Source organism: Myxococcus sp. AB036A, assembly GCF_006547355.1.
Taxonomy (GTDB): Bacteria; Myxococcota; Myxococcia; order Myxococcales; family Myxococcaceae; genus Myxococcus; species Myxococcus virescens.
In genome coordinates, this window is sequence record NZ_VHLC01000070.1 from 1 (window position 1) to 23,682 (window position 23,682).

General features: G+C 68.9%; 15 protein-coding genes and 1 pseudogene. 6 read left to right on the forward strand and 10 right to left on the reverse strand.

The features are described 5' to 3' along the window. Nucleotides 1–389: 389 nt before the first annotated feature. Complete coding sequence (locus FL344_RS25465; protein ID WP_194863249.1) at nt 390–983, reverse strand: hypothetical protein; 594 nt, start codon at nt 981–983, stop codon at nt 390–392. A 337-nt stretch (nt 984–1,320) separates the two neighbouring features. Here FL344_RS25465 and FL344_RS39350 point away from each other — a divergent pair, with 337 nt between their 5' ends. Next, nucleotides 1,321–1,872 carry a hypothetical protein gene (locus FL344_RS39350; protein WP_228565365.1) on the forward strand — a complete coding sequence of 184 codons (552 nt, stop codon included), beginning with the start codon at nt 1,321–1,323 and terminating at the stop codon, nt 1,870–1,872. Here the strand turns inward: FL344_RS39350 and FL344_RS25475 are convergent. Further along, entirely contained in the window at nt 1,850–4,765 is a 2,916-nt protein-coding gene (locus FL344_RS25475; RefSeq protein ID WP_141620353.1) for a cell wall anchor protein, read from the reverse strand. The two genes, FL344_RS39350 and FL344_RS25475, sit on opposite strands and share 23 nt — an antisense overlap. Before the next feature lie 540 nt (nt 4,766–5,305). Between FL344_RS25475 and FL344_RS25480 the strand changes: the two genes are divergently transcribed. Together FL344_RS25480 and FL344_RS25485 are read left to right on the forward strand one after the other, a co-directional pair. Beyond that, nucleotides 5,306–5,656: an ABC transporter substrate-binding protein gene (locus FL344_RS25480; protein WP_368667452.1), complete on the forward strand. Its 351-nt coding sequence runs from the start codon at nt 5,306–5,308 to the stop codon at nt 5,654–5,656. Between the two features lie 66 nt (nt 5,657–5,722). After that, the gene (locus FL344_RS25485) at nt 5,723–6,415 is read left to right on the forward strand and encodes a class I SAM-dependent methyltransferase (RefSeq protein ID WP_228565366.1); all 693 of its coding nucleotides are present in this window, start codon (nt 5,723–5,725) and stop codon (nt 6,413–6,415) included. 87 nt (nt 6,416–6,502) lie between these two features. Here the strand turns inward: FL344_RS25485 and FL344_RS25490 are convergent, their stop codons facing one another. The 3 genes and pseudogenes from FL344_RS25490 to FL344_RS25500 form a co-directional block, all read right to left on the reverse strand. Further along, nucleotides 6,503–7,000, reverse strand: coding sequence for a hypothetical protein (locus tag FL344_RS25490; protein ID WP_141620355.1), 498 nt, complete (start codon nt 6,998–7,000; stop codon nt 6,503–6,505). 117 nt (nt 7,001–7,117) lie between these two features. After that, complete coding sequence (locus FL344_RS25495) at nt 7,118–8,440, reverse strand: neutral/alkaline non-lysosomal ceramidase N-terminal domain-containing protein (protein ID WP_194863250.1); 1,323 nt, start codon at nt 8,438–8,440, stop codon at nt 7,118–7,120. 168 nt (nt 8,441–8,608) lie between these two features. Further along, nucleotides 8,609–8,824, reverse strand: a pseudogene (locus FL344_RS25500) (transposase); the annotation flags it as partial. Between the two features lie 303 nt (nt 8,825–9,127). Here FL344_RS25500 and FL344_RS25505 point away from each other — a divergent pair. Beyond that, complete coding sequence (locus FL344_RS25505; protein WP_228565367.1) at nt 9,128–11,329, forward strand: DPP IV N-terminal domain-containing protein; 2,202 nt, start codon at nt 9,128–9,130, stop codon at nt 11,327–11,329. Between the two features lie 309 nt (nt 11,330–11,638). Here the strand turns inward: FL344_RS25505 and FL344_RS25510 are convergent, their stop codons facing one another. From FL344_RS25510 to FL344_RS25520, 3 genes are read right to left on the reverse strand one after another with little or no spacing between them, the layout of a single operon-like run. Beyond that, on the reverse strand, nt 11,639–12,187 hold the full coding sequence (locus FL344_RS25510; protein WP_368667074.1) for a winged helix-turn-helix domain-containing protein: 549 nt from the start codon (nt 12,185–12,187) through the stop codon (nt 11,639–11,641). Nucleotides 12,188–12,215: 28 nt separating this feature from the next. Continuing rightward, a complete protein-coding gene (locus FL344_RS25515; RefSeq protein ID WP_141592332.1) occupies nt 12,216–12,662 on the reverse strand; it encodes a GNAT family N-acetyltransferase in 447 nt (148 codons plus the stop codon). Between the two features lies 1 nt (nt 12,663). Next, nucleotides 12,664–15,498: a TonB-dependent receptor gene (locus tag FL344_RS25520; protein WP_228558234.1), complete on the reverse strand. Its 2,835-nt coding sequence runs from the start codon at nt 15,496–15,498 to the stop codon at nt 12,664–12,666. A gap of 142 nt (nt 15,499–15,640) precedes the next feature. Here FL344_RS25520 and FL344_RS25525 point away from each other — a divergent pair, with 142 nt between their 5' ends. After that, nucleotides 15,641–16,267: a Uma2 family endonuclease gene (locus tag FL344_RS25525; protein WP_141592334.1), complete on the forward strand. Its 627-nt coding sequence runs from the start codon at nt 15,641–15,643 to the stop codon at nt 16,265–16,267. A gap of 13 nt (nt 16,268–16,280) precedes the next feature. Here the strand turns inward: FL344_RS25525 and FL344_RS25530 are convergent, their stop codons facing one another. Then, complete coding sequence (locus tag FL344_RS25530; RefSeq protein ID WP_141592335.1) at nt 16,281–20,873, reverse strand: AAA domain-containing protein; 4,593 nt, start codon at nt 20,871–20,873, stop codon at nt 16,281–16,283. Between the two features lie 68 nt (nt 20,874–20,941). Continuing rightward, nucleotides 20,942–21,394, reverse strand: coding sequence for an HIT family protein (locus FL344_RS25535; RefSeq protein ID WP_011550653.1), 453 nt, complete (start codon nt 21,392–21,394; stop codon nt 20,942–20,944). 255 nt (nt 21,395–21,649) lie between these two features. Here FL344_RS25535 and FL344_RS25540 point away from each other — a divergent pair, with 255 nt between their 5' ends. Then, nucleotides 21,650–23,317 carry a carboxypeptidase-like regulatory domain-containing protein gene (locus FL344_RS25540; protein WP_141592336.1) on the forward strand — a complete coding sequence of 556 codons (1,668 nt, stop codon included), beginning with the start codon at nt 21,650–21,652 and terminating at the stop codon, nt 23,315–23,317. Nucleotides 23,318–23,682 lie beyond the last annotated feature (365 nt).

Consider the following 23,682-nt stretch of genomic DNA (forward strand, 5'->3'; position numbering starts at 1 on the left):
CCCTCCCCCTCAACAGGGCCCCCATTCCTCTTATGCGCCGTGCATCGCAACCTTGCTGGGCTGTGGAGACGCCGTGAACACCGACTTTCGCATCGAGCGTGGTGATGATGGCGCAATGACACTGCATCACGAGGGGGGAGCAGGACGTCACTCCCGGCGTGAAGACGGCTCAGCACGGTGTTCGTGTGGACGTTTCAGCCCAGTCCTGCTGGAGCTGCTACGACTTCCCGTGTGCACGCCCCACCTCGAACATGTAACTCCGGAAGAGCCTCCGGCATGAGCGCGTCTCGTGCCGGAGGCCGGCCCATCCGCCGCGCCCCCCGCCCCTCTACACTTGCGCGAGCGCGGCATTGCGAAGCAACGGCAGGGCTTTCTTCACCAAGGCCCTGTCAGAAGCGCAGGTGAGGGCTGAGCACCACCGTCGGCCCCGCCCCCGTACAGATGTTGTCATGGGGCCGGGTGTTGATGTCGCAGCTCTGGAAATACCCTGCCAAGGTGAGGCCTAGCGGGCCATGGATTCGGACTTCCAGACCGCCGCCCGCGGCCAGTGCCTGGTGCGAATTGGTGTATCGATAGGGAGCAAACGCGTCCGTTCTGATTTTGGAGGAGGTGCTGCGTCCCACGCGCAGCGCCACCCAGGGCGAGACACGCCGGTCCCGGAAGAAACGGTAGCGTGCCTCTCCGGCAATCCCCCGGAACGCGCCCCACGGGTGCTTCCGGAGTTCGGTCTGCTCGGACAGGGCCGAATCCAAGGCCCAGGTGGTTATGAAATTGCGACCCCACTGCAACGCGAGCCCGAATTCCAAACCCACCGGTGTCGCCACGAGCAGATGGGCGCTCAGGAGATGGCCTCGCGTATTGGCGTTCTTGCCGGCGAAAAGGCCTCCTCCGCCGGAGAGCAGAAGCCCCCACCCTGGCGACGGCCATGGCTCCGCGCTCGCAGCGACAGGAAGCAACAGGCTGAGAAACAGGGCTAACGGCATCCAGCGCGCAGGCATCGATTCAATCCCCCTTGAACACGCACACCGGCCCGAGTGCGGGGTGAGCATACCCCAAGGCGACGCTGGGCGGGCACTGGAACAGCGTGTGCCCAAGGTCGATGGCAACGGGTTGCGCCAGTCGGTGGGGATGTCTCCGTCGACAACGCGCCATGCGACTGGACGTCTCAATGCACCGCCCCCGCAATCACTTTCACCCCATCCGGTGTCAGAAATACGCCATTGCAGTACGTGGAAATCCCCATACACAGCGCGCGTCCTTGATTCGGGGACAATTCGCAATGAGGGGGAAGTCATCAAGAGGTTCAATACGTTGGGAGTTGTGGGTCTGCTGTCTCTGGCCGCTGTGGGTTGCGGTGGCGAGTACACGCCGAAGGAAGAGCCGACGATGCAGCAGCCGGAGTTGGGGGATGTGGAGCAGGCCGCTGAGTCCGCGTATGTCGACGCGGGCCAGACGCGGGACTTCTCTGCGTGGTTGTTTGGCACCACGCCGTTCACCATCGAGAACCCCTCGCCCATTGCAACGCCGTACACCGCCTACTGCGGCGGCAACAGCATCAGTGGCACCGTCCCCGCCAACGGTTCACACAACAACATGAACCTCAACTGCGCGGGGCTTGAGGCAGCGGCCGGGAAGGAGCGGGTGAAGGAGAGGCATCAGGCCCGGCGATGCGCGCGGGGACCGGTGCTCATGCTCCGGCCCGGGGGTGTGCCTGGGCTTCAGGCGGGACGCCGTGTGTACGACCGCGTGAACGGCGGCACCGAGCGCGAGCTCCCAACTCGGAACAGCAAGGCCGGCCATGGGGACGTGCCCCACGACCGGCCTTGCACCTCGGCGTGTCGACGCGGTCCTACTGCAGGGGCACGCGCTTGAGCTTGAAGGGCGAGGGGCTCTCGCTCATCGTGAAGTAGCTCGCGCCGTTGGCCTCGTACTCGATCGCCTCACCCTGGCCCTCGGTGGTGTCGGTCAGCGTGACGGGCGTCGCGAAGACGGCCGACTCGAAGCCAAGTCCCGGCGTCGCACGGAACTCGTAGACAGTGCGGTAGGTGCGAAGGAGGAAGCGATCCGCGCATGGGTGGATCGCCGCCGCGGTCGCGGCCGAGAAGTTGGCGTCTCCGTTCAGCGGTAGCTGGATCGTGTGGACGTGAATCAGCGTGGCCTGCACGCCCGGCGTCAGCGGCTGGGGGAACTTGTACACGCCGCTCTGCCCCGTGCCCCCGTTCTTGGTGACGACGTAGATGTCCCCGGTGGTGGGGTGCACCATCAGCGACTCCGCGTCCTTCGCGCCGTCCGGATAGACGAACGGGAAGGCCTCGGCGACGAGCCCCCCCGAGGTCTGGCCGTTGGCGAGATCCGGCTCGGGCACGCGGTAGATCGTGAACGACGTGGGGCTGCCACCCGGAGGGAAGTTGGCGCTCCACTTCCCGATGTCACCGATGAAGATGCACGAGCCGCTCGGGCAGGGCCCGGTTGCGAGGTCCTCCCAGTCGGCCGGCGTCACGTTGGTCACGTTGAACGTGCCGATCGTGCTCGCGTTGAGCGTGTCGATCGCGACGATCGCGGTGGTGTCCTCGTTGTGCACGTAGAGCGCGTTGCCGACCACGCGGCTCGCGGCCAGGCCCGAGGGCTCCACGATTTCCGGCGCGGTCACGGTGCCCTGGAGCGTGAAGGTGCTCGCGTACGTGTCGCCGACCATGCAGGTGGGGGCGTTGGCGGCGCGCAGGACGATCACGTGCGCGGTGTTGGTCTGCACGAACGCGGAGCTGCCGGAGAGGCCCGTCTGGAGGCCCGGCGCGGTGAGCGACCGGTAGGCCGCATTGAAGAGCAGCCCGTTGGTGTGACCCAGGCACGCGTCGAAGGCCTCGGTGAAGCCGAGCGGCGGCTCGATGCCGGTGGCAGGGCAGGTGGCGTCCGGCCAGACCTGTGAGCCGTACCAGACGGCGAGGCCACCCGCGCTGCCGGTCACCACGTCGGGCACGGTGAACGACGCGGAGTCGCCGTTCTTCTGGCCTGCGTGCACGTCGATTGGCTGGACCGGATCGACGCCGCTGAAGGCCTCCACGCTCCCCGCCATGTGGGTGGTCGCGTCCAGTTCGAACGCGTAGCTCGCAGGCTCGGAGGCGCCCGCGACGCGGTAGAAGAGCCAGGTGCGGATGGCCCAGGCGCTCTGCTCCGAGCGCAGGAACGTCCAGCCGGCGGGCGGCGTGACGGTCGCGGAGATGTTGTTGCGCACGGTCACCCGCGCGATGAGCGCGTCGTTGGCCTCGGTCCCCGACGGCTTGGGGATCGACAGCGAAGCGATCGACAGGCCGCTGTGGTGCGAGCTCCCACGCAACGCGACCCCCGAGGACGGCGCGACCTCGGCGCGGCGAAGGGCGACGACCTGCGCGACGTTGGTCTCGGCGAACGTCGAGCTCCCGTTGAACGGTCCCTGGAGGCCGGCACCGGCGAGGGGCATGAAGGCGGCGTTGAAGACGAGGCCCTGGGACGAGGACACCAGGCAGGTGTCGTAGGTCTCGGCGAAGCCCACGGGGGGCTCGATCGCCGGGGTCGGACACGCGGCGCCGGTCCACGCCTGCGCGCCGAACCAGACGGCAGCGCCGCCCGCGGTCGAGGTGCTCAGCTGCGGCGTCGTGAAGGCCGTCGAGCCGCTGTTGCTCTTGCCGGCGTGCGTGTCGATCGGGTTGGCCGGATCGACGCCGGCATACGCCACGAGGTTGCCGACGAGGTAGCTCGCGATGGAGCTCCGGAAAGTGTGGCTCGCGGGCTCGCTGGCGGTGGCAACGCGGACGAAGACCCAGCCGCGGATGCTCCAGGTGCTCATGTCGGTGCGCACCAGCGTCCAACCTGCAGGCGGGGTGAGCTCGGCGCCGATCTGGTTCCGGTTCGCAAAGTGCGCCAGCAGCACGTTACCGGCGGCGACGCCCGTAGGGGTCGAGAGGGTCAGGCTGGTGACCGTCTTGCCGCTCGCGTGCGTGGTGCCGACGAGGGTGATTTCCCCGGTGGCCGGCGGCTGGACGGGACGCAGCACCACCGCGTGCGTGATGTTGGTGTTGGGGAGCGTGGAGCTGCCGGTGAAGGCGGGCTGGGCACCTGCGGCCCCGAGCTCCGCGGTGGCGGCGCTGTGCAGCACGCCGCGCGACGACGAGACGAGGCAGGTGTCGAGCTGCTCGGTGAAGCCCGTCGGAGGGGTGTGGACCGCGGGGCACGCGGCGCCTCCCCAGACCTGGGCCGAGAACCACACTGCGAGGCCGTTCGCGGACGACGTGGTGGCGACGGGCAGCGCGAGGCTCGCGCTGTTGCCATTCTTCTGGCCCACGTGCACGTCGATCGGCTGGAGCGGATCCGCGCCCGACACCGCGACCAGGGTGGCCGCCATGGAGCTGGCGAGGTCGAGGGTGAAGGTGTGACTGCTCGGCTCGGCCGCGCTGGCCACGCGGAGGAAGAGCCAGGACTTGATGGCGGAGGCGCTCTGCTCGGAGCGCAGCAGCGTCCAGCCAGCGGGTGGGGTGGCGACGGCGGCGACGGCCTCGCGATTGCTCAGCTGCATCACCAGCACATCTCCGGCGGCCGTACCGACGGGGGTGGGGATGGAGAGGGCGGTGATGGCCAGGCCGCTCGCGCTGGTGGTTCCTCGCACGGAGAGCGTGGAGAGGCCCTGGGCCGTCGTCGCATCCTGTACGTCGTCGGGCTGCGCGAGCTCAGTCGTTCCACAGGCGGCCATCAGTAGGGCGGCCGCGATCCACAGACTTCGGAATGGGGGCATGGGGTTTTTATCGGGTGTCGACTCACCGGACTGGAGGTCCGGGAATCGGTCATGAGAAGGACCCCGAAGCGAGAAGCGCAATCGACTGTCATGACACGGGAAAGCTGCCGTGAAACAGCTGGGATCGTCGGGTGGGATCGAAAGAAGGTGGCAGTCCTGTCCATGCGGTCACGCGGAGTCCTTGGAGAACGCGAAGTCCAAAGACATCTGCGCACGGTGCAAGGGCCGAAGGGCGGTCGGCACCCCGAGGGGTGGGCATCCAGGCAAGCCTCGTGACTGTAGCTGTGACCGGCTCGTGACGTCAGCACAACGGTGCTGACATCCTGTGAGCTGGAGCGTGCCCGAGGGCTTCTTGTCAGCGTCCGAGCACGGCGCACGCGGCGAGTACGGCGCATCGATGGAGGGCCACCCCAGGCCGTGGAGTGTTGAGGCTCAAGACAGCCAACAGGCGAAGGCTCCTGCCACGCACCTGATGGGAGCGGGGGCTGGGCAGGCGTGTGCCCCAAGGGGGCTCAAGCGGCCTGTCCACCGGCCGGGAGCGTGCGCTTCGTGTACCCGGCGGGGCTGGGAGCCTGCGCGCCCGACTTGAAGGCGTTCGCCGCGTTCATGGAGCGGCATGGCCTGGAGCCGGGACACACGGCCTTCCAGTTCGGGGCCTACGCGGCGGCACGGGTGCTGGTGGAGTCCCTCACGCGCACCGGCGCGGACGTGACGCGGGCCAGCCTGGTGCAGCACCTGGAGGCGCTGCGCGACTTCGACACGGGCGTGTCTCCGCCCGTCACCTTCGGCATCAACCGGCGCGTGGGCGTGCAGGGCGCGCAGTTCGCGGCGCTGGACGTGGCCACGGGCGGGCTCGTCGCGGTGTCGGAGTGGATTCCCCTGACGCCATGAGCCAGCATGGGGGGCAATCCTCGAAGGAGCACCCGTTGCTCCTCACCTCCGAAGAGGTCGCCCGGAATGACGCTCTTTCGTGCCCATGCAACGCCCCGTCGTCTCGCGCGGCTGCTGCTCTGTCTGGTGACGGCCGCGACAGGCGGATGTCGCTCCGAGGGCGGAGAGGAAAAGCGCCCCGAGCCATCCCGGACGCCGACGGAGGCCCCCGCGGCGGAGCAGCCCGCCGACCTCCATGGCCTCGGAGGGGTCGAAGGCGTGCAGGCCTCGTATGACCAGTCCCGTCAGCCTGCCAGGTTCATCGCCGCGCTGGGAATTACGCCGGGACAGCGGATTGCCGATGTCGGAGCGGGCCTGGGCTACTTCACGCAGCGACTCTCGGAGGCCGTCGGTCCGGCGGGACAGGTGGTCGCGACCGACATCAACGACGAGGCCATCAAGCGGCTTCGCGCACGGATGTCCGAGCGGAAGAACGTCGTGGTGCGCAAGGTGGAACCGAACGAGCCAGGCCTCGAACCCGGCGCGTACGACCTCATCCTTCTCTCCGAGGTGGACCACTTCCTCTCGGACCGTGTGGCCTACCTGACCAGGCTGCGTCTCGCCCTCACCCCGAATGGCCGTATCGCGGTGACGCACCTTCGGGCGATGCGCCCGCCGCTCGTCGCCGCCGCCCAGCAGGCGGGCTACTCCATCGTGTCCGAGTACGACGGCCTTCCGGACCACTACCTGCTGTTCCTGCAGCCCGCGTCCAGTCGATGACCCCGGGGGAGCGGCGGCGCGAGGGCCTCGCCTCGCGCGGGTGACGTTCCACGACGGCTCGTGCACACGCACGGGCCCTTCGTCGTTTCAGGCGACGGTCCATCCTCGGACGTCGTGGCGAAGAAAGACCTTCGAGGGCTCCGCCTCGGCGACGCGGGTGGCCATGGCCCTCAGCCGGAGCTTGTCCCGCTTGCTCAGGTCCCTCCAGGGCAAGAACAGGTGCGAGTTCCGCGAGCGCCAGAGCACCACGCCCCTCCAGCCACCCTTCATCGCCTGGTCGTGAAGGAAGGAATCGAGCTTCTGGGTGAGCGTCACGGGCTTCAGCTCGGGGCTGAGCAGGAAGTCGAGCACGGCAACCTGTCTGGATTCGACGGCCCTCACGATGGCGCTCGCGACGACCACCGAGCGCAGGTTCGGGAAGGCCTGCTTCGAGAGGATGGCCTGGACCTCGCTCACGGCCCCTTCGTCGATGGCGCGGTAGAGCGTCTGGGTGTGCCGCTTCTCGCGCGAGACCGAGAAGCGCCAGAGCAGGACCAGCGCCGTGAACGGCAGGACCGCCAGGAGCCACTCCTTCAGCGTCGTCATGCGTCTGTCATAGCATCGGGTCCTGGCTTGCAGGGGCGTCCCGGGTGGCTTCGAAGATGCTGGCTGAGGGCGTCGCGGCCCGTGCGTGGCGTCCCGCGGACAGCCGACGTCGCAGGGTCAGGGGCTCTCGAGGCTGGAGGCCGTCAACGCGGCGGCCCGGACGAAGGTCTCGAGGAGCTCGGGGCCAAAGTACTGGAGCTGACTCTCACCGCTCCGATTCCGGACGTGCTCGGACGAATCCAGATAGCCGATGTAGTCACCCGTGAGCGAGATGACGCGGGTTGCGCCGCCCGCTGCCTCGAGCAGGCGGCCCGCTGGAAGCGTCACTTCGGCTGGCACGAACAGCAAGCTCACGGACCCCAGGCTCAGTCGAGAGGCCTCGGCCTGGCGAGGGCCCAGGTGGCACAGGGCGTTCTCGGTGACGCCGTGCAGGCCGACGGGCACGAGTCGGCTTGCATCGGGGCGCGGGAGTTTCACCTGGACCCGCGTGTAGGCCAGTCCCTCCGCCGGGACGGGAGCGGGATGGATGCCGCGAGCCGCGTGCGTCAGGAGCGTTGCGAAGAGCGCATCCCGGGAGGGGGAGTCGCTCTCCTGTGAGGGGAGGGTTGCCCGAGCATTCCCGACCATGCCCTGGAGGAAGAGAACCACTCCACCTTCCTCCTCCAGCGTGCGGCTGTACCGCCCCGGATAGTCTCCCGAGAGGGTCCGGGACTTGTGGGGGGCGAGCGTCGGATGCGCCGAGAAGATGGAGAGCTCCGCGACCTTCCGCTGCTCGTGTCGGAAGACCAGACGTGTCAACCGGGCATCGACATGGGGTTCGGCGCGACCGCGAGAGACGATGAGGTCGGGGACGATGCCCTCACCCAGCTCGACGGAGACCGGGGTGAGTGTGTCCACCGCCCGCCGCAAGGCGCTGCTTGTCGCCGCGATGATGGCTTCTCTCGCGGCTGGGCGGAACCGCCCGACTCCGCCGAGTTGGAAGAGGGAGGACGGTTCGTAGCTCCCCATGGAGGAATGGGTGTGCGTGGCCGTCACGAACAGTTCGGTGACCTTCAATTCCTGGAGGAGGGCCGCCAGGGAGAGTCGCATCGAGGAAGGGGGGAGCAACAGCTCCGTCGAGACGATGGCCACGCGGAGGTCGCCAGACTGGAGCACCAGGGCCCTGACGGCCAGTGGAGTGGTTGCTTCCGTGGCCGAGGGGCGCAAGGGGCCGTAACCGGCGGAAGCGACCGGCAAGGGCGCGATGATGTCCTCCACTCCCGCGCCAGCCTGGAGCGGCCCCTTGACCATGTCGGCGGCGGCAACGCGGGGGCTCTCGGAAAGGGGCGCCGGGCACCACCAGTCCACGGCTGCGATGGCATAGAGGCCGAGGATGAAGAGGAGCGGCGCACCCAGTCTCTTGAGCCATGGCCGGAGGCGGTGCTGTGGGCTCGGGGACATGCGCCGGATTGAGAGGGTGGGGAGCGCCCGGCGATAGCAACCTCGAATGGGTGCGTCAATCCATCGGGTCGCCTCTCGGAGGAGCATGCCGTGGCATGCTCGCCTTGAGAGGCAGGAGCCAGTGGCCTCGCTCACCCGGCGTGGGGCTCGGGCGGCTTAGAGCTCGTTTCACAACCTCCGTCCAACTCGGCGCAGGAGCACGATGCAGCAGCCGAGCTGAAGCAGCGCGAGGTGGAGGTCGGCGCGCCGCTCCTCGCGGACGCGCAGCCGCTTGAAGCTGTGGAGCCAGGCCAGGGTGCGCTCCACCACTCAACGGTAGCGGCCCAGCCGCTCGCTCGACTCGATACCGCGGCGGGCGATGCGCGGGGTGATGTGGCGCACGCGTATCCCTTGGCGGATGTCACTAAAGTCGTTGAAGTAGCCCCACGGGTGTCAGAGACCGGGTAAACGGAGCGCGCTTGGGGCGGCTGAGCGGATCGTATCGTCTGATCGAGCAGGACTGGCCACTTGCGGACGATTGCTCTCCCCGTTCGCGGCTGTGCCATGGAACTGTCATGGTCAACGCCAATCATCTGACGCGCCACGTTGCCCTCCAAGCCGATGGGCTCTTCACTCTCCCGGAACATGGCCATGCCATCCTCTCGCCGCGTTATGAGCCATCATTCCGGTGACTCCTCCCACACCCCCATGCGAATCCTCCTCACCGCTCTGGTCCTGCTGAGCGCTCCAGTCCTCGCCCAGCCCAAGTCCGTGCCCACTCCGAAGGCGGCGCCGAAGTCGGACGGCTTCATCCGCCAGCTCGTGGAGACGCGCTACTTCAACATCGGCCGTCCCATGGGCACGAGCTTCACCCCGGACGAGCAGACGCTCTTCTTCCTGCGCAATCCGGAGGGCTCACGCGCCCTCGCGCTCCACGCGTTCGACGTGGCCACGGGACAGACGCGCGAGCACCTCACCGCGGAGAGCCTTCTGCAGCGTGCCCGGGAGAACCTCACCGTCGAGCCGAAGGCGCGCCAGGAGCCCGCGCGTGTGTCCTCGCGGGGCCTGAGTTCCTATGCCTTGTCCGAGGACGGCGAGAAGTTGCTCGTGGGCTTGTCCGGCAAGCAGTACATCGTCACGCGCGCGTCCGGGAAGGTGACGGAGCTGAAGACGGGCCCCGGCGCCATGGACGTGCGCTTCTCTCCCGATGCCACCCAGGTGGCCTATGTGCGGGGGCATGACGTGTATCGCCTGGACCTGGCCACGAACACCGAGCACCCAGTGACGAAGGGCGGCACGGAGGAGAAGAGCCACGGGCTGGCGGAGTTCATCGCCACGAGCGAGATGATGCGCTTCTCCGGCTACTGGTGGAGCCCGGACGGAAAGGCCCTGGCCTACACGGAGTCCGACACGAGCGGCGTGGAGAAGCTCGCCATCGCGGACGCGCTCCACCCGGAGAACGATGCGCGGCGGCTCGCCTTCCCGCGCGCCGGCAAGGCCAACGCCCGGGTGCGCCTGGGTATCATCCCCATCACAGGCGGCAAGACGACGTGGGTGCGCTGGGACGTGGAGAAGTATCCCTACCTCGCCACGGTGCGCTGGCCGGCGAAGGGCCCTCTGACGGTGCTGGTGCAGAACCGGCTCCAGACGGAGGAGCTCCTGCTCGCGGTGGACCCGAGGACGGGGAGCACGCGCACGCTGCTCGTGGAGAGGGACGACGCATGGCTCACGCTGCACCAGACGTTCCCCCACTGGCTGGAGGATGGAAGCGGCTTCCTCTGGTACACAGAGCGCAACGGCGCTGGCGAAGTGGAGCTGCGCGACGCCTCGGGCAAGTTCGTGCGCTCGCTCGTGCCGCCCGGCGCGGGCTTCTATGACATGGCGGGCTACGTGGAGAAGGACGGCACCGTCTACTTCACCGGCGGCCCAACCTCCGACGAGCGCTACGTGTGGCGCCTGAGCCCGGGCGGGAAGCCCACCCGCGTCACCTCGGAGAGCCCGGCGCTGGAGCTGGCCCGGATGTCCAAGCGGGGCGGCTTGCTGGCCATCACGTCCGAGGGCCCCCGGCGCATGCGTCACACCACTGTGATGAAGGCGGACGGCACTCGCGTGGGCGAGCTGCCCTCGGTGGCGAAGGAGCCGCCGTTCCAGCCGCGAGTGGAGGTGCGGTACGTGGGCAAGGAGCGCTACCCCACGTCGCTGGTGCGTCCTCGCGACGCGAAGCCCGGCGTGAAGCTGCCCGTCATCGTGGACATCTACGCGGGGCCCGGCATCCCCATGGTGTACCAGAGCATGCAGCAGCACCTCACCAACCAGTGGCTCGCGGACGAGGGCTTCATCGTGGTGAAACTGGACGGGCGAGGAGTTTCGCCCACCGCCGACGCGAAGCTGCGCAAGCCGAAGTACGACTGGCCCCGGCTGCTGCTGGACGAGCAGGTGGCCGCGCTGCGCGCGCTCGCGGCCGAGGTGCCGGAAATGGACCTGAGCCGCGTGGGCATCACTGGCGCGAGCAACGGCGGCTACATGTCCGCGCTGGCCGTGCTCACCCGCCCGGACGTCTTCAAGGCCGCGGTGGCCGTGTCCTCAGTGACGGACTGGCGCGACTACGACTCACACCTGACGGAGCGCTTCTTCGGCCTACCCGACGAGCACCCCCAGGCCTACGAGCAGGCCTCGCTCCTCACTCACGTGAAGGCCGACCAGCCCATGGGAAAGCTCCTGTTCATCCATGGCACTGCGGACGACAACGTCCTCTTCTTCCACGCCCTCAAGCTTTCGGACGCGCTGTTTCGGGCGGGCCAGCCCCACGAGTTCCTGCCCCTCAGCGGCATGCCACACATGGTGTTCGACCCGGTGCTGGCCGAGCGCATGTGGGAGGAGACCGCGCGCTACTTCAAGCGGCACCTCTAAACCACCTCGGCAAGTCCGCTCAACATGGAGCCCGGCATGCTCGAAGAGGACGCGGAGGACATCGGGACGATGCTGTAGGGCACGGAATTCCCTTCGTGCCAAGCGCTGACCGCCTTGGAACGGTGCGCCTGAAGGCGGTCCCAGATAATGACGAGGGGGCGTCCGAGGCGCCGACGGAAGTACCGCATTGCGGCGATGACTTCCTTGTCGTGGACAGCGCCGACGAAGTGACGAGCGAACACCTTGGGGCGTTCACGCCCCCGCGGGGCAGCGTCAGCAGCACGACGCTGGACACCTCACGGCGCCTGCTCAGACGCTTGAGGACTCGGACTTGCCCCACCGGCGCCCAGGTGGTGCCCAGGCGGGCCCGAAACGTGGGACCCGTCTCATCCAAGAAGGCAATCGTCCTCCTGCTTCTTCGAGCCCCCTTTTGATGCGAGGCCAGTCTCTTCTTCCCCAGGCTTCGATGAGCGCATCATCCCGCTCGCGAGCCTGGGGACGAGGGCGGTGCGCGGAGAACCCCAGCCGATGCAGTGGCCTCGACAAGGAGCGCGGCTGGTACCGCACGCCCCAGCGTTGCTCGATGAGACGTGCGATGCGTGGAAGGGTCCATCGCTCCGTGGGAAAGACGGCCCGAACGGCGCCGGCCTTGAATGCTCGGGCCACTTGCTTCCACTCCGAGGAGCTCAGCCGTGAGGGCCGGCCCTGATGCGGCTTGCGCCGCAGCCTCCTGACGCCTCCTTGCGCGAGGGCTTTGCACCACAGCGGCACCGCTCCTCGGGTGACGCCGCTGAATGGCTGCTGCCCCATCACCACCCCTTTCATCGGAACAAACGCTCCGGTGTTTAGGGGATTCATCGAGGCGGTTTAGGCGCTCGTAGGTCCGCTAGGCCCCGAGTGTCTTGCGCATGTTGCGGTGGGGGACGCCCACCTCGGTGTAGGGGGCGCCGAAGACGGCGTAACCCAGCCGCTCATAGAACGGGACCGCCGGTTCGCGCGCGTGCAGGTGGACATGGGTGAAGCCGCGCCGCACCAGCTCCGCTTCCAGCGTACGCACCAGCCGGGCACCCAGCCCTTGCCCTTGGAGGTGGGAGGCCACGGCCATCTGGAACAGCCGTCCGCCGTGGGCATCCTCGGGGTTGAAGAGGACGCAGCCGAGCACCCCCTCCTCCTGGTGCGCCACCAGGTGCAGGCTGTCCGCCTCGAAGGGAAAGGCGACGTCGTCACGCGTGTAGCCGAGCGGCTCGCGCAGCACGCGGAAGCGCAGCTCCAGCTCGCCCGCGTAGAGCGGATGCCCGGGCTGGATGAAGGTGAAGGTGGCGCCGGCCGTCACGTCAGAAAGTCCCCGTGAGCTGGAGCGTGAAGGTGCGGCCGTACTGGGGCACGGGGGCGATGGAGTTCTCGTCCGACACCGGCAGCGAGTAGCGGGCGTCCAGCAGGTTGTGCACGCCGGCGAAGTAGCGCAGGGGGCCGTAGTCACCCGACAGGCCGAAGCCCACCAGCAGTGCCTCGCCGCTGTCCGCGCCGCCCGGGCCGGTGGGCCGGGCGCTCTGGTAGATGGCCTGGGTGGCCACGCGCATGTCGCCGGCGCCAATGGGCAGCATCATCCGGCCCGCCACCAGGTGCGCGGGCGCCGCGGAGGCCACTTCCTCCGAGGCGTTGCGCAGCGTCACGTAGGAGTAGCTCACGTCCACCAGCAGCCAGCGGCCCGGCTGCCAGTGCACGCCGGCCTCGGCGCCCCAGGCGAGTGTGGTGCCGTCGGTGTTCATGAAGCGCAGACACGCGGCGGTGCCGCAGTCGCCTGAAGCCGAGTCCTCCGCGGTGAGCTGCACCAGGCTGGAGATGCGGTTGTGGTAGCCAGCGACGGTGAGGCGCAGCTCGTCCGTCAGGTCGTGCGAGTGCTCCAGCTCGAAGGTGGTGATGGTCTCCGGCCGCAGGTTCAGCGCCGCGCCCTGGGAGATGCCGTCCGCGTAGTAGAGCTCGTAGACGTTGGGCGCGCGGAAGGCGTTACCCGCCACCAGCTTGGTGAGGCCCCGCTCGTAGGGCCGGGCGATGACGGCCAGGCGCGGGGTGATGGGCGTGCTGTCCAGGTCCACGTACTTGTCCAGGCGCAGACCGGCCGACACGCTCAGCCGCGGGTGGATCTTCCACTCGTCGAGCAGGTACGCGGACACCAGCGTGCGCGCCTGGGTCTCCAAGGGCAAATCACCGGCGTCCTGCCGGACGCGAAGCTGCGCCTGACCTTCCACGCCGAGCGTGAAGACGTTGCCCTCGAACAGGCCGATGCGCGCGCGGGCCTCGCCGGTGAGCCAGTCCGCCGCGCCGCCCTCGGTCCGGGCGCCGCCGTCCTCCTCCGGGTAGACGTAGGTGCCCTCGTAGCGGCTGATGTCGAACGCGCCGCGCACGGACAGGCTGAAGCGCTCGGTGAACTGGCGCTCGTAGCGGGCCTCCGCGAAGGCGCGCAGGTCCTCCACGATGTTGCCCTCCGTGCCGGGCACGGTGCCGTAGGGCGCGGTGGGCAACTCCTTGGTGCGCACGTTGAACTGGGCCTGGAAGGACAGGTCGCCCACGCGGGCCCGGAGGGAGCCACCGGCGGCGCGCTCCGCGTCCAGCCCGGTGATGATGGGACCGCTGGAGCCCAGCCGGGTGGTGTCCGCGCCCGTGGACGTCAAGGCGGCGGCGCTCACCAGCACTGAGCGGTTGCCGTCCTCCCACGACGCGGTGGCGTGTCCCCGGGTGGTGCCGAGCGCGCCCACCGCGCCCGTGACTTCCAGGTGCTTGTCCGAACCCAGCGACTCACGGGGGACCACGTTGATGACGGCGAAGAAGGCGCCCGTGCCGTACAGGGCGCTGCCAGGGCCGCGCACCACCTCGATGCGCTCCACTTCCTGGATGTCCACGCTGAGGTCGCGGGCGGCGAAGCCCTGGCCGGCCCAGACGTCGTTCATGGAGTGGCCATCCCAGAGGATGAGGATGCGCGTGTTGAGGTCGCCCGGCGGGGAGAAGCCGCGCACGCCCATGTACGTATAGGTCCGGTCGTCGGTGAGATAGAAGCCGCGCACACCGGCCACGGCCTCGGCGACGGTGCGCCAGCCGAAGGCGCGCAGCTCCTCCTGTGTGAGCACGGTGGTGGAGGCGGGCGCTTCGTCGACGGCGACCAGGCTCTTCGATGCGGCGCGCACCGGAGGCGGCGCGTAGCGCAGCTCGGCGTGGACCTTCACTTCTTCCTCGGCCACCACCTTCACCGTCTGGCGGAGCGGGCGCACCTCGCGGCTCTCCACCTCCAGCGTGTGCTCGCCTTCGGGGAGGGTGACGACGGTGGGGGTGAAGCCGGCGGGCTTGCCATCCACGCGCACCGTGGCGCCGTCGCGGTTGGCGGTGACGACGAGCCGCCCGGTGGGCCGGTCCTGGGGACGCAGCGCCACGGCGACAGGCACGTTGCCGTCGGCGGGGACATCCACCACGTACTGGCTGGGCGCGTAGCCGGGGGCGCGCACGTGCAGCACGCGCTGGCCGGGAGGCAGCCGCACGCGGCCGGGCACGCGGGCCAGGATGTTGCCGTTGGGGGCGTCGCGAATCTCGGCGCCCTCCGGCGTGCCCGTCACCTCCACGCCGCCGGTGATGAGCGTGAGGTCGAAGGTCTGGTCCGTCTCACGGCCGCGCACCAGGGTGAGCGTGGCCTCCGCGGCGCGGTAGCCTTCCTTCTTCACCATGATCTTGTGACGGCCGGGCGTCAGCGCGAGCGTCTGCGGAGAGCGGCCCCGGCTGCCCAGGTCCATGCGGTCCACGTAGACGTCGGCGCCCTTGGGGTTGGAGGTGACGCGCACCAGCGCGACCTTGGGACGGAGCCGGTCCACGGAGCGGGAGACCTCGGCGGCGTCCTCCTTGGGCAGGTCCTCGGCGAGCAGGTCGTTGTAGTAGCGGTACGCCTCGTTGAACTTGCCCAGCGCCTCGAAGCAGCGGGCGATGTTGAAGAGGACGTTCCGGTTTGGCACCAGGCGGTAGCTGGTGAAGTAGGAGCGCAACGCCTCGGCGTACTGCCCCTTGGAATAGGCATCGTTGCCGAGCTCGAACGCGATGTCCGCTTCATCCGCGTTGTTGTCCGCGAGCACGGGCGCGGACAGGAGGAACATCGAAAGGACGAACGCGAAAGAACGGGAGGAACGCATGGGACGCCAAGCATTCTTCCCTCTCTGGGGTGAGAGGTCCATGGGGGCTTATGGGTTGGTAACTGGGTGTCGGACCTGACGGGTAGTGTCGAGCCTGGACATGCAACGAGGAGTGGGGTTCCACTCCGGGGAGGCGGGGGCCATGATTCAGGAGCTGTCGGCCATCACGGTGAGAGAGGAACGGGACACGGGAATGGGCCACGAGACGAAGCGCCCGGCGACCTACGAGGACCTGGTGGCGCTGCCGGAACACCAGGTGGGACAGATTATCGACGGGGAGCTCATCGCTCAGCCCAGACCGGCGAGCCGACATGCGCGGGCCAGCTCGGCGCTGCTCAGTGGGCTGTTCAATCCCTTCGATTTGGGACAGGGCGGTCCCGGAGGCTGGTGGCTCCTGCATGAGCCGGAGCTGCGTTTCGGCGCGGACGTGCTGGTACCGGACCTGGCGGGCTGGCGCCGCGACCGGATGCCGGAAGTCCCGGATACACCCTACTTCACGCTGTCACCGGACTGGGTCTGCGAGGTGCTGTCACCTTCCACGGCGGCCGTGGACCGCTCGAGCAAGAAGCGCATCTACGCGCGGGAGGGCGTCGGGCACGTCTGGCTCGTGGACCCTCAGGCGCGGACACTGGAGGTGTTCCGGCTGAGCGGAGGGCGGTGGCTCGAACTGGGCACGTGGTCGGATGACGAGCGCGTCCGCGCCGAGCCCTTTGAAGCGGTGGAGCTGGAGCTCGGCGTGTTGTGGCTGCCGGAGGCGAAGGCGAAGTGACGCCGCCTCCGCCTCAGTGCACCACGCCCCGCGCGGACATGGCCGCCTGAGGCGAGGCGGAAGGCTCGCGCATCAGCTTGTCGCCCGCGGCCTGGAGGACCTGGGTGGTGGCACCCTCGGGGTCGCGGAAGAAGGAGGGCGTCCACATCCGCACGAGCTGCCAGCCCTGGCCCTCCAGCACGCCCGTGCGGAAGAGGTCCCACTCCACGCGGTCCGCGGCCTTGGGGTAGCGCGTGCCGTCACACAGCACGCCGACGGTGACATCGCCCGGGCGGGTGGGGTGCCGGAGCGCGACGTCCACGCAGAAGCCGTCATTGCCCCAGTGGACCTCCGAGGACACGCGGTGCTGCGTGGCCAGATGTCCTGCCAGGGCCTGCGCGAAGGCTGATCCCGCGTCCGTGGGTCTCACGAACACCTCCGCTGTCTCGGCGGGCCGCGACGCCTCGGACACGGTGTCCTCGGGCTCGCGCTGGGCGTCCTGGGCGTAGGCCGATTCCAAGGCCTCCGCGAAGCGCAGGTACGCGAAGAGGAGCCAGCCGCCGTTGGGCTGCCGGCCCGCTTCGATGGGGGGCGCGGACTGGTAGGACTCGCGCGGAATCGAGGTGACGAGGTGAATCTGCTCCCGCGCTCGCGTCACCAGCACGTTGAGCCGCCGGCCTCCGCCCGCGCTGCCCAGCGGACCGAAGCGCCGGTAGAAGCGGCCGTGCCGGTCCGGGCCGTAGGTGGTGCTGATGATGAGGTGGTCCCGCTCGTCGCCCTGGACGTTCTCCAGATTCTTCACGAAGAGCCCCTCGAACGAGCCCGAGCCCCTGCGCACGCGCGCTTCGGCGAGCCTCGACGCGAAGGACGCGTCGCTGGCGGCCATCTCATCGAGGACGTCGTTGATGGCGTCGCGCTGGGTGAGGTTGAAGCACGCGATGCCAATGGACGGCGGCTGCGGCCGTGAGAGCAGCTCCTTCACCAGCGAGCCCACGGCGCGAGCCTCCACCAGGTTGGTGCGCTTCTCATAGGTGCCGCCCACGGGGAGCAGCCGCAATGGCGCGTGGGGCACGCTGTGGGACGGGTGCGCGGGAATGGCCTGGAGCCGCTTGTCGTAGAAATGGTCGTTGCTGAAGGCGATGAGGTCCGCGTTCTGGGAGCGGTAGTGCACGTCCAGGTAACACTGGTCGATGTCGAGGTTGAGCGCCGCCGACAGCAGGTCCTCCACCTCGGATTGCTGCTCCTCGAAGAGGCCCTGCTCGCTTTCGGCCTCCTGCTCCGCGTTCTGCACCACGGCGGATTCGAAGAAGCGCGTGGGTGGCAACTGCTTCGGGTCACCGGCGATGACCACACGGTGGGCGCGGGTGAGGACGGGCAGGGCCTCTTCCAGCCGGCACTGCGAGGACTCGTCGAAGATGACGACGTCGAAGATGGGGCGGCGGGGGAAGATTTGCGCCACGGTCTGCGGGCTGGCCATCCACACGGGGCGGACGTCGAAGAGCGGGTCGCCCCCTTCGATGCCTTGACCGGTGGCGATGACCTGACGCACGCGCAGGGCGCGCTCTCCTCGCAGCATCAGTCGTCGGCGGAGCTCCGCGCCCTGCCCGTTGAGCCGGCCGCCCGTGCCCGCGAGCAGCCGCTCGCGCTGGCGCTGCGTCCAGCGATGGACCAGGGCGTCGCGCACGAGGACCCGCTTCTTCTCCTCCAGCATGCGGTAGTGCGAATGGGTGGTGCGCACGCGCTCGGCGTCGATGTGCTGGAGCGCCGGAGCCTCCTTCAGGCGCGCGGAGGCTTCCGCCGCCAGCGTCGCCTTCAGCACCGCGCGCCAGCCGGCCTCGGCCTCCGCGCCCTGACGCGCCAGCCGCTCCACGGCGGACTCCAGCGCCGGAGGCATGCCCGTCAGCACCGCGCGCATGCGCAGCAGACCTTCCACGGTGGGGAGCCGTGACACCAGGGCGGTGGTGACGGATGCCAAACGCTCGCCCGAGCGCAGCCCACGCGAGCGCGAGTCGAGCCACGACGCGGAGAAGAGCCCCGCTTCGGTGAGCCGGGCCTCCAGCCGCGCGACGGCGTCGCCCCGGGCCGCGGACAGCCGCAGGCCCGCCAGCAGCGCCGCGCGAGCCTCCGCGTCCGCCGTCAGGGCCGCCCGCACCGCGTCCCGGCACGACGCGAGCAAGGGCGTGCGCTCCAACTCCTGCAGCAGCTCGAAGAGCGCCGCGTGGGTGCGAAGCGTCTGGGACAAGGAGTCGTCGGTGAGCGTCGCGGTGTCGCCCGGGACGAGCGTGGTGCGGTGGTACTCGGTGAGCAGCGCGCGGGCCTTCACGCCCGTGAAGAACCGCGTGACGCGCTCCGCGGCGAGGATGCTCAGCGTCAGACCGAACTGCTGGAGCACCCGGCGCGCCCCGGCCTTCCGCGCGAAGTAGAAGAACGCGTACCACTTGCGCGCGATGTCCAGGTACGAGCCCAGCGCGGCCATCGCGGTGGCCAGCACACTCAAGGCCTGGGGTTGCTCGCGGTGGACCAGCGCCAGCTCCGCGTCCAGCGGCCCTTCCGCGAGCACCTGCCGCTGTGCCGCCAGCCCGTCGAGCTGTGTCCGCGCGGCCTGGACCGCGTCCGGCGTCGCCGAGCCCCACCGCGCGAGGACGTCCGGACGGGCCGACTCCAGCAGTGGTGCCAGCTTCTCCGCGAAGGCGGCGCGCGCCGCGCCCTCCGCCCGAGGGTCCGCGCCGAAGACAGGCACGTCTGGTGACACGAGGGCATCCGCGTCCCGCGCCGCGCTGTCGATAGCACTCAGGCGCTCGCGGTAGGTGGCCAGCGGCGTCGCCAGGTACGTGGCGAGCTCCCCGCCCAGGGCTTCGCGCCACGGGTTCTCCGGATAGCCTTCCTTGCCGCCGCGCTCCAGCACCTCGCGCACCTCGCGCTCGTGCGGCGTCACGTCGCCCAGCCGTGCGTGGGCGAGGCTCGACACGGCGGGCGTGAGCGCGGCGGGGGCCTCCACGGAGAACCACTGGCCCACCAGCTCGTGGAAGGAGGGCGCGGTGCCTCCGTCGGGGCGCTCGGAGAGGGCCCGGTCGGCGGCCGTCAGTTCGTCATGGAGTGACTGGAGCTCCGTGTCGATGCGCGCCAGTTCCTTGGCCACGGCCGCGTCGGTCCGTGTCTCCGGCAGCGTGTCGAGCTGCTCGCGGATGCCCATGTAGAGGTCGCGCTGGTCACGCTGGGCGTCGTGGACGACGGCGCACAGGTGTCCCAGGCCGAGATGGTCCAGGCGGTGCTTCACCACGTCCAGCGCGGTGCGCTTGTCGCAGACGAGCAACACGCGCTCCCCGCGCGCCAGGTGGTCGCCAATGGCATTGGCGATGGTCTGCGACTTGCCCGTGCCCGGAGGCCCATGGATGACGAGCCCCCGGCTGCTGCGTGCCAGCCGCACCGCGCGCGCCTGGCACGGGTCCGCGAGTGTGACGAGCCGCTCCTCGCCCGTGCGCTTGAGCCCCTCCAGGTTGGGCTCGCCACCGCCGTGTCCTGGGGGCAGGCCGAGAGAGACATCCACGCGGAGGAAGCTCTCCAGCGGGCCGGAGATGGGCTCTCCGTCCAGGAGCGCGCGCATGTCGTCCACGAGGCTCTGGTTGGACAGGGGGTACAGCCCCAGCACGGCGCTGGGGAGGATGGCGGCCTGGGGCTGGGCGTCGTCGCCTCGCGGAATGGGGGCCAGGAGGGTTTCCGGCGTGAAGGGGGCGGGCGCGGGCAGCTCCATGGCCTTGCACACGGCGGCCACCAGTTCGTTCAGCTCGCGCCACGGGTCCTCGCCCGCTTCATCCGCGAAGAGGTCGCCCAGCCGCTGGCCCGTCTGCTGCTCCAGCCAGGCGAGCAGCGCGGTGTTGGGGGCCACGCGGTCCACGCCGGCCTCGGCGCCTTCCAGCTCCACCGACGGCACGCGGCCCTTCTTGAGCGTGAGTCGCACGGGGATGAAGGCGATGGGGGCGAGGATTCGCCGGGTGCCGAAGCCGCGCTTGTCCTTGGCGCCCGGTGGCAGGTGGAGCAGGGGAAAGCCCACGTGAAGGACGTGCGCGCCGGTGTCCTGCTCGAAGGTACGGGCGTCCTCGACGATGGTGGCCAGCTTGCGGAGCAGGTCCTGCTGTTCCTCTTCCGCGCGGGAAGGCGCGGGGGCCTCATCCGGTGGAGGCGCGTTGTCGGGACGCGCGTGGCGGGAAGGCCCTTGGGGGGTGTCCAGTGGAAGCGCGGCGTCGGAATCCACGTCGTGGGAAGGGGCGTGGTTTTCGTCCAGTGCGTGCGCGGCCTTGGGCGCCGCGTCCGGCAGGTCGTCGGCATCCGTCCCCGTGGCAGCGTCGTCCTGGGTGCGAGCGGCGCGGGCCTGGGCGGAGCCCTTGCGTGGGCGAGCCTCGGGGGGCGGAGGCGGCGGCTTCACCACGAGCCGGGCCTGGGCCTTCTCCCCGAGCAGGGCGGCCAGCAAGGTGTGGGGCGCGGTGCCATCCAATCGGCTCAGCGTGGCGAGGTCCACGCGCTGGCGGCTGTTGTGCGGCCGGCTGTTGAGGCTGGGGCCGGATGCGAGCGCGGCGTAGAGCCGCTCAAGCATCTTCTCAAGGACGCGGTTGCGGGGCTCGGGCGACAAGGCGGCACCTCTCGACGGGAGGGGAGGCCGCTGTCTCTATCACGCGAGGGTGGTCCTGGGCCCGGGCTTCAGCCCGCCAGCGCGGCGGCGAGCGCCTGCGCCGCGGCCTCCAGTTCCTGCGCGGGGAGGTGGTCGGAGGCGGGGGCGTCGAAGGCGGCCCGGCCCCAGAGCCGCTGCGGCGTCTGCGAATAGCGGGGGACGAGGTGCAGGTGGAAGTGGCGCAGCACATCGCCAATGGCGAAGGCGTAGGCGTGTTCGGCGCCCAGCACCTCGCGCTGGGCGCGCATGACCCGGGCGGCGAAGGGGCCGAGCTCGCTCGCCGCGTCCGGCTCCAGGTCATACCAGGCGCGCACGTGCCGGGCGCTGGAGATGACGACCCAGCCGGGCACGGGGCTGGGGCCCGCCACGCCATGCAGCACCAGTCCCGGCGCGCGCGCGATGACGCCTCCCACGGGTCGTGTTTCACCGCGCACGATGGCGCAGCCGAGACATGGGTCATTCACATCCAAGACATCCGGTATGGGCTCACGCTAGCAGTCCGGGGAAAGCCCGGGTGGGTCACGCCATCGGGTCAACGGTGACTCATGTCCATGAGGGCATACGGGGTTCTCCGAGTGATCCGTGACACACCCGGTTACGGGCGTCTCGGCCGATGAGAACCCGCTCTGAATCAGGGGGGCTTCTTGACGGAACGGGCAAGTGTCGGAGAGTGTCCGGCTGACGCCTCATGAAGTGTTGAGGCGGCGATACTTGGGGACTTTTCTTTCAAGGCGGGGATGATGAAGAAGCATCTGGTAATGGCCGTGGTTCCGTTCCTGGCGTTCGGTTGTGGAGACGACCTGGTTGACGCGGACGGAGACGGAATCGCGGACGGCGTGCGCGAACCGGACACTGTGACGGTGGTGACGCCAGCCAATCCCAAGGGCACGGTGTCCGGCCAGGTGCTGAGCACGGACCTGCGGCCGCTGACCGAGGTCACGGTGGAGATGACCATCGGCAGCTCGGCGGAGCCGGTATCGGCCATCTCGGATGCGAAGGGCAACTTCACCTACAAGAACGTCCCGGCCGGCTCGCACGTGCTGCTGACGTTCTCCAAGGCGGGCTATGCCACCCTGCGCGCGACGGCGCAGGTTCCGTCGTCCGCGGGCAACGTCCCCATCAACAACGGCAACGCGAGCTTCGGCCCCATCACCCTGGCGCGGCTGGACGGCACGCTGAACTTCCTGGTGGTGACGCCGCAGGGCCGTCCCGCGGCGGGTGCTCGGGCGACGCTGGAGGCCACGCCGGCGGGTGCCATCTCCAACGGCGATGAGTCCTCGTCGATGGTGAGCTCCGTGGTGGTGGAGGCGACCGCGAACGAGCAGGGCCTGCTCACCTTCACGGGCATCCCGAGCGCGTCTGAGCTGGCGCGCCTGCGCAACGGCAATGGCGAGTACAGGCTGTGGGTGTCGCCCATCGACGCCAACGCTGACGGCGTCCCGGAGACCGGCGGCTACGTCAGCACGTACTCTGGGGCCGAGGTGGTGGCCAACAGCACCACGCGGCTCATCAGCCTGCCGTACTCGCGGCCGCAGAACGTTCCGCTGAGCATCGAGAGCAGCAACGTGGCCAGCCTCCGGGGCGGCGGCGCTGACTTCCATCCTCTGCGCAACCTGGTCCGTGTGGGTGAGCCCATCCATCTGTTCTTCAACCAGCCCATCCAGCAGGGGTCGCTGTCCGTTCTGATGACGGGCGAGAATGCAGCGGAACTTCTGCCCGTGACGACCAACGTGGCGAATGGTGGCTACAGCGCGACCATCAACCCGGGTGGCGCCATTGCGGATGGCAAGGAGTACAACATCGACGTGCGTGCCGTGTCCGCAGAGGGCGGCAGCATGTACTCGCGGATCGGGTACTTCTTCACGGGTGACGCGTCGGCCGTGCGCCAGATGTCCATCGTGGAGTCCAAGTATGAAGAGGTGTCGGCGGTGGGCACCCCTGGTGCGGACCAGTTGAACTCCGGCGAGCGAGTCTTCCTGTCCTTCAATCACCCCATTACACGCCCGTCGAACGTGAGTGGTCACGTTTATGCTCATGTGAACTGGGATATTGGGGGGACTACGCCTGGGGTTATTGGAGACTACGCGGGAGAGGTGGGTCATCCGACGGGATTCCCGCTTATCGAGGAGGAGCCAATTATTCCTCCTCGGACGGGCACCCGGCAGGAACTCCCCGCTTTCTCGATCATCAAGTCGGGTTACACCACGCGATGGGTGTTCACGTATTTCGGGACGAACCTGATTCCGAGCACCAGCTTTGCTAACTTCGAAATTGTCGTGAAGTTCTCCGCCCTGCCGTCGCGCTCCATCAATGGGACCTACGAGAACTACATGGGGCAGCCTCTTGTCTTGGACTTGGCGAAGACCGGGCTGGTTCAGCTGCCCGCACTTGCTGCGTCTCCGTGACGCGCCTGCGTCGCTGACACGGCAATAAGTTGTTTCAAGGGCCCTCCATGGTTGTCCATGGAGGGCTCTGCATTTCAGGCGATAAGGTCACGCAGTCCATGTGGCGTCCATCAGCTTGGACCCACGGTCCGCGACGCTGTATGCCTTGGAATACGTTCCGGTTGGTTTCGCGAGGTAAATGGCTGGATTCCCAGGCATTGCTCTCGGAAAGAACCGGCATTGCCTGGCACGATCGCTGCAGTCGTGAGCCGAGCCTATGGACTCGATCAGAGTTTTTGCAGTGTGTTTCAGTTCATTGTTCTGGGCTTGCATCAACGTGCCCGGAATCGAAGTTGTGCCTGAAACGCCGGACGCGGGACCTTCGA

What these genes read in the sequence shown, in the direction of transcription:
- FL344_RS25540 (WP_141592336.1), top strand. Translation starts at nt 21,650, where the DNA reads ATGATGAAGAAGCATCTGGTAATGGCCGTGGTTCCGTTCCTGGCGTTC.
- FL344_RS25510 (WP_368667074.1), bottom strand. Translation starts at nt 12,187, where the DNA reads ATGAATCCCCTAAACACCGGAGCGTTTGTTCCGATGAAAGGGGTGGTG.
- FL344_RS25520 (WP_228558234.1), bottom strand. Translation starts at nt 15,498, where the DNA reads ATGCGTTCCTCCCGTTCTTTCGCGTTCGTCCTTTCGATGTTCCTCCTG.
- FL344_RS25505 (WP_228565367.1), top strand. Translation starts at nt 9,128, where the DNA reads ATGCGAATCCTCCTCACCGCTCTGGTCCTGCTGAGCGCTCCAGTCCTC.
- FL344_RS25475 (WP_141620353.1), bottom strand. Translation starts at nt 4,765, where the DNA reads ATGCCCCCATTCCGAAGTCTGTGGATCGCGGCCGCCCTACTGATGGCC.
- FL344_RS25525 (WP_141592334.1), top strand. Translation starts at nt 15,641, where the DNA reads ATGATTCAGGAGCTGTCGGCCATCACGGTGAGAGAGGAACGGGACACG.
- FL344_RS25490 (WP_141620355.1), bottom strand. Translation starts at nt 7,000, where the DNA reads ATGACGACGCTGAAGGAGTGGCTCCTGGCGGTCCTGCCGTTCACGGCG.
- FL344_RS25495 (WP_194863250.1), bottom strand. Translation starts at nt 8,440, where the DNA reads ATGTCCCCGAGCCCACAGCACCGCCTCCGGCCATGGCTCAAGAGACTG.
- FL344_RS25485 (WP_228565366.1), top strand. Translation starts at nt 5,723, where the DNA reads ATGACGCTCTTTCGTGCCCATGCAACGCCCCGTCGTCTCGCGCGGCTG.
- FL344_RS25465 (WP_194863249.1), bottom strand. Translation starts at nt 983, where the DNA reads ATGCCGTTAGCCCTGTTTCTCAGCCTGTTGCTTCCTGTCGCTGCGAGC.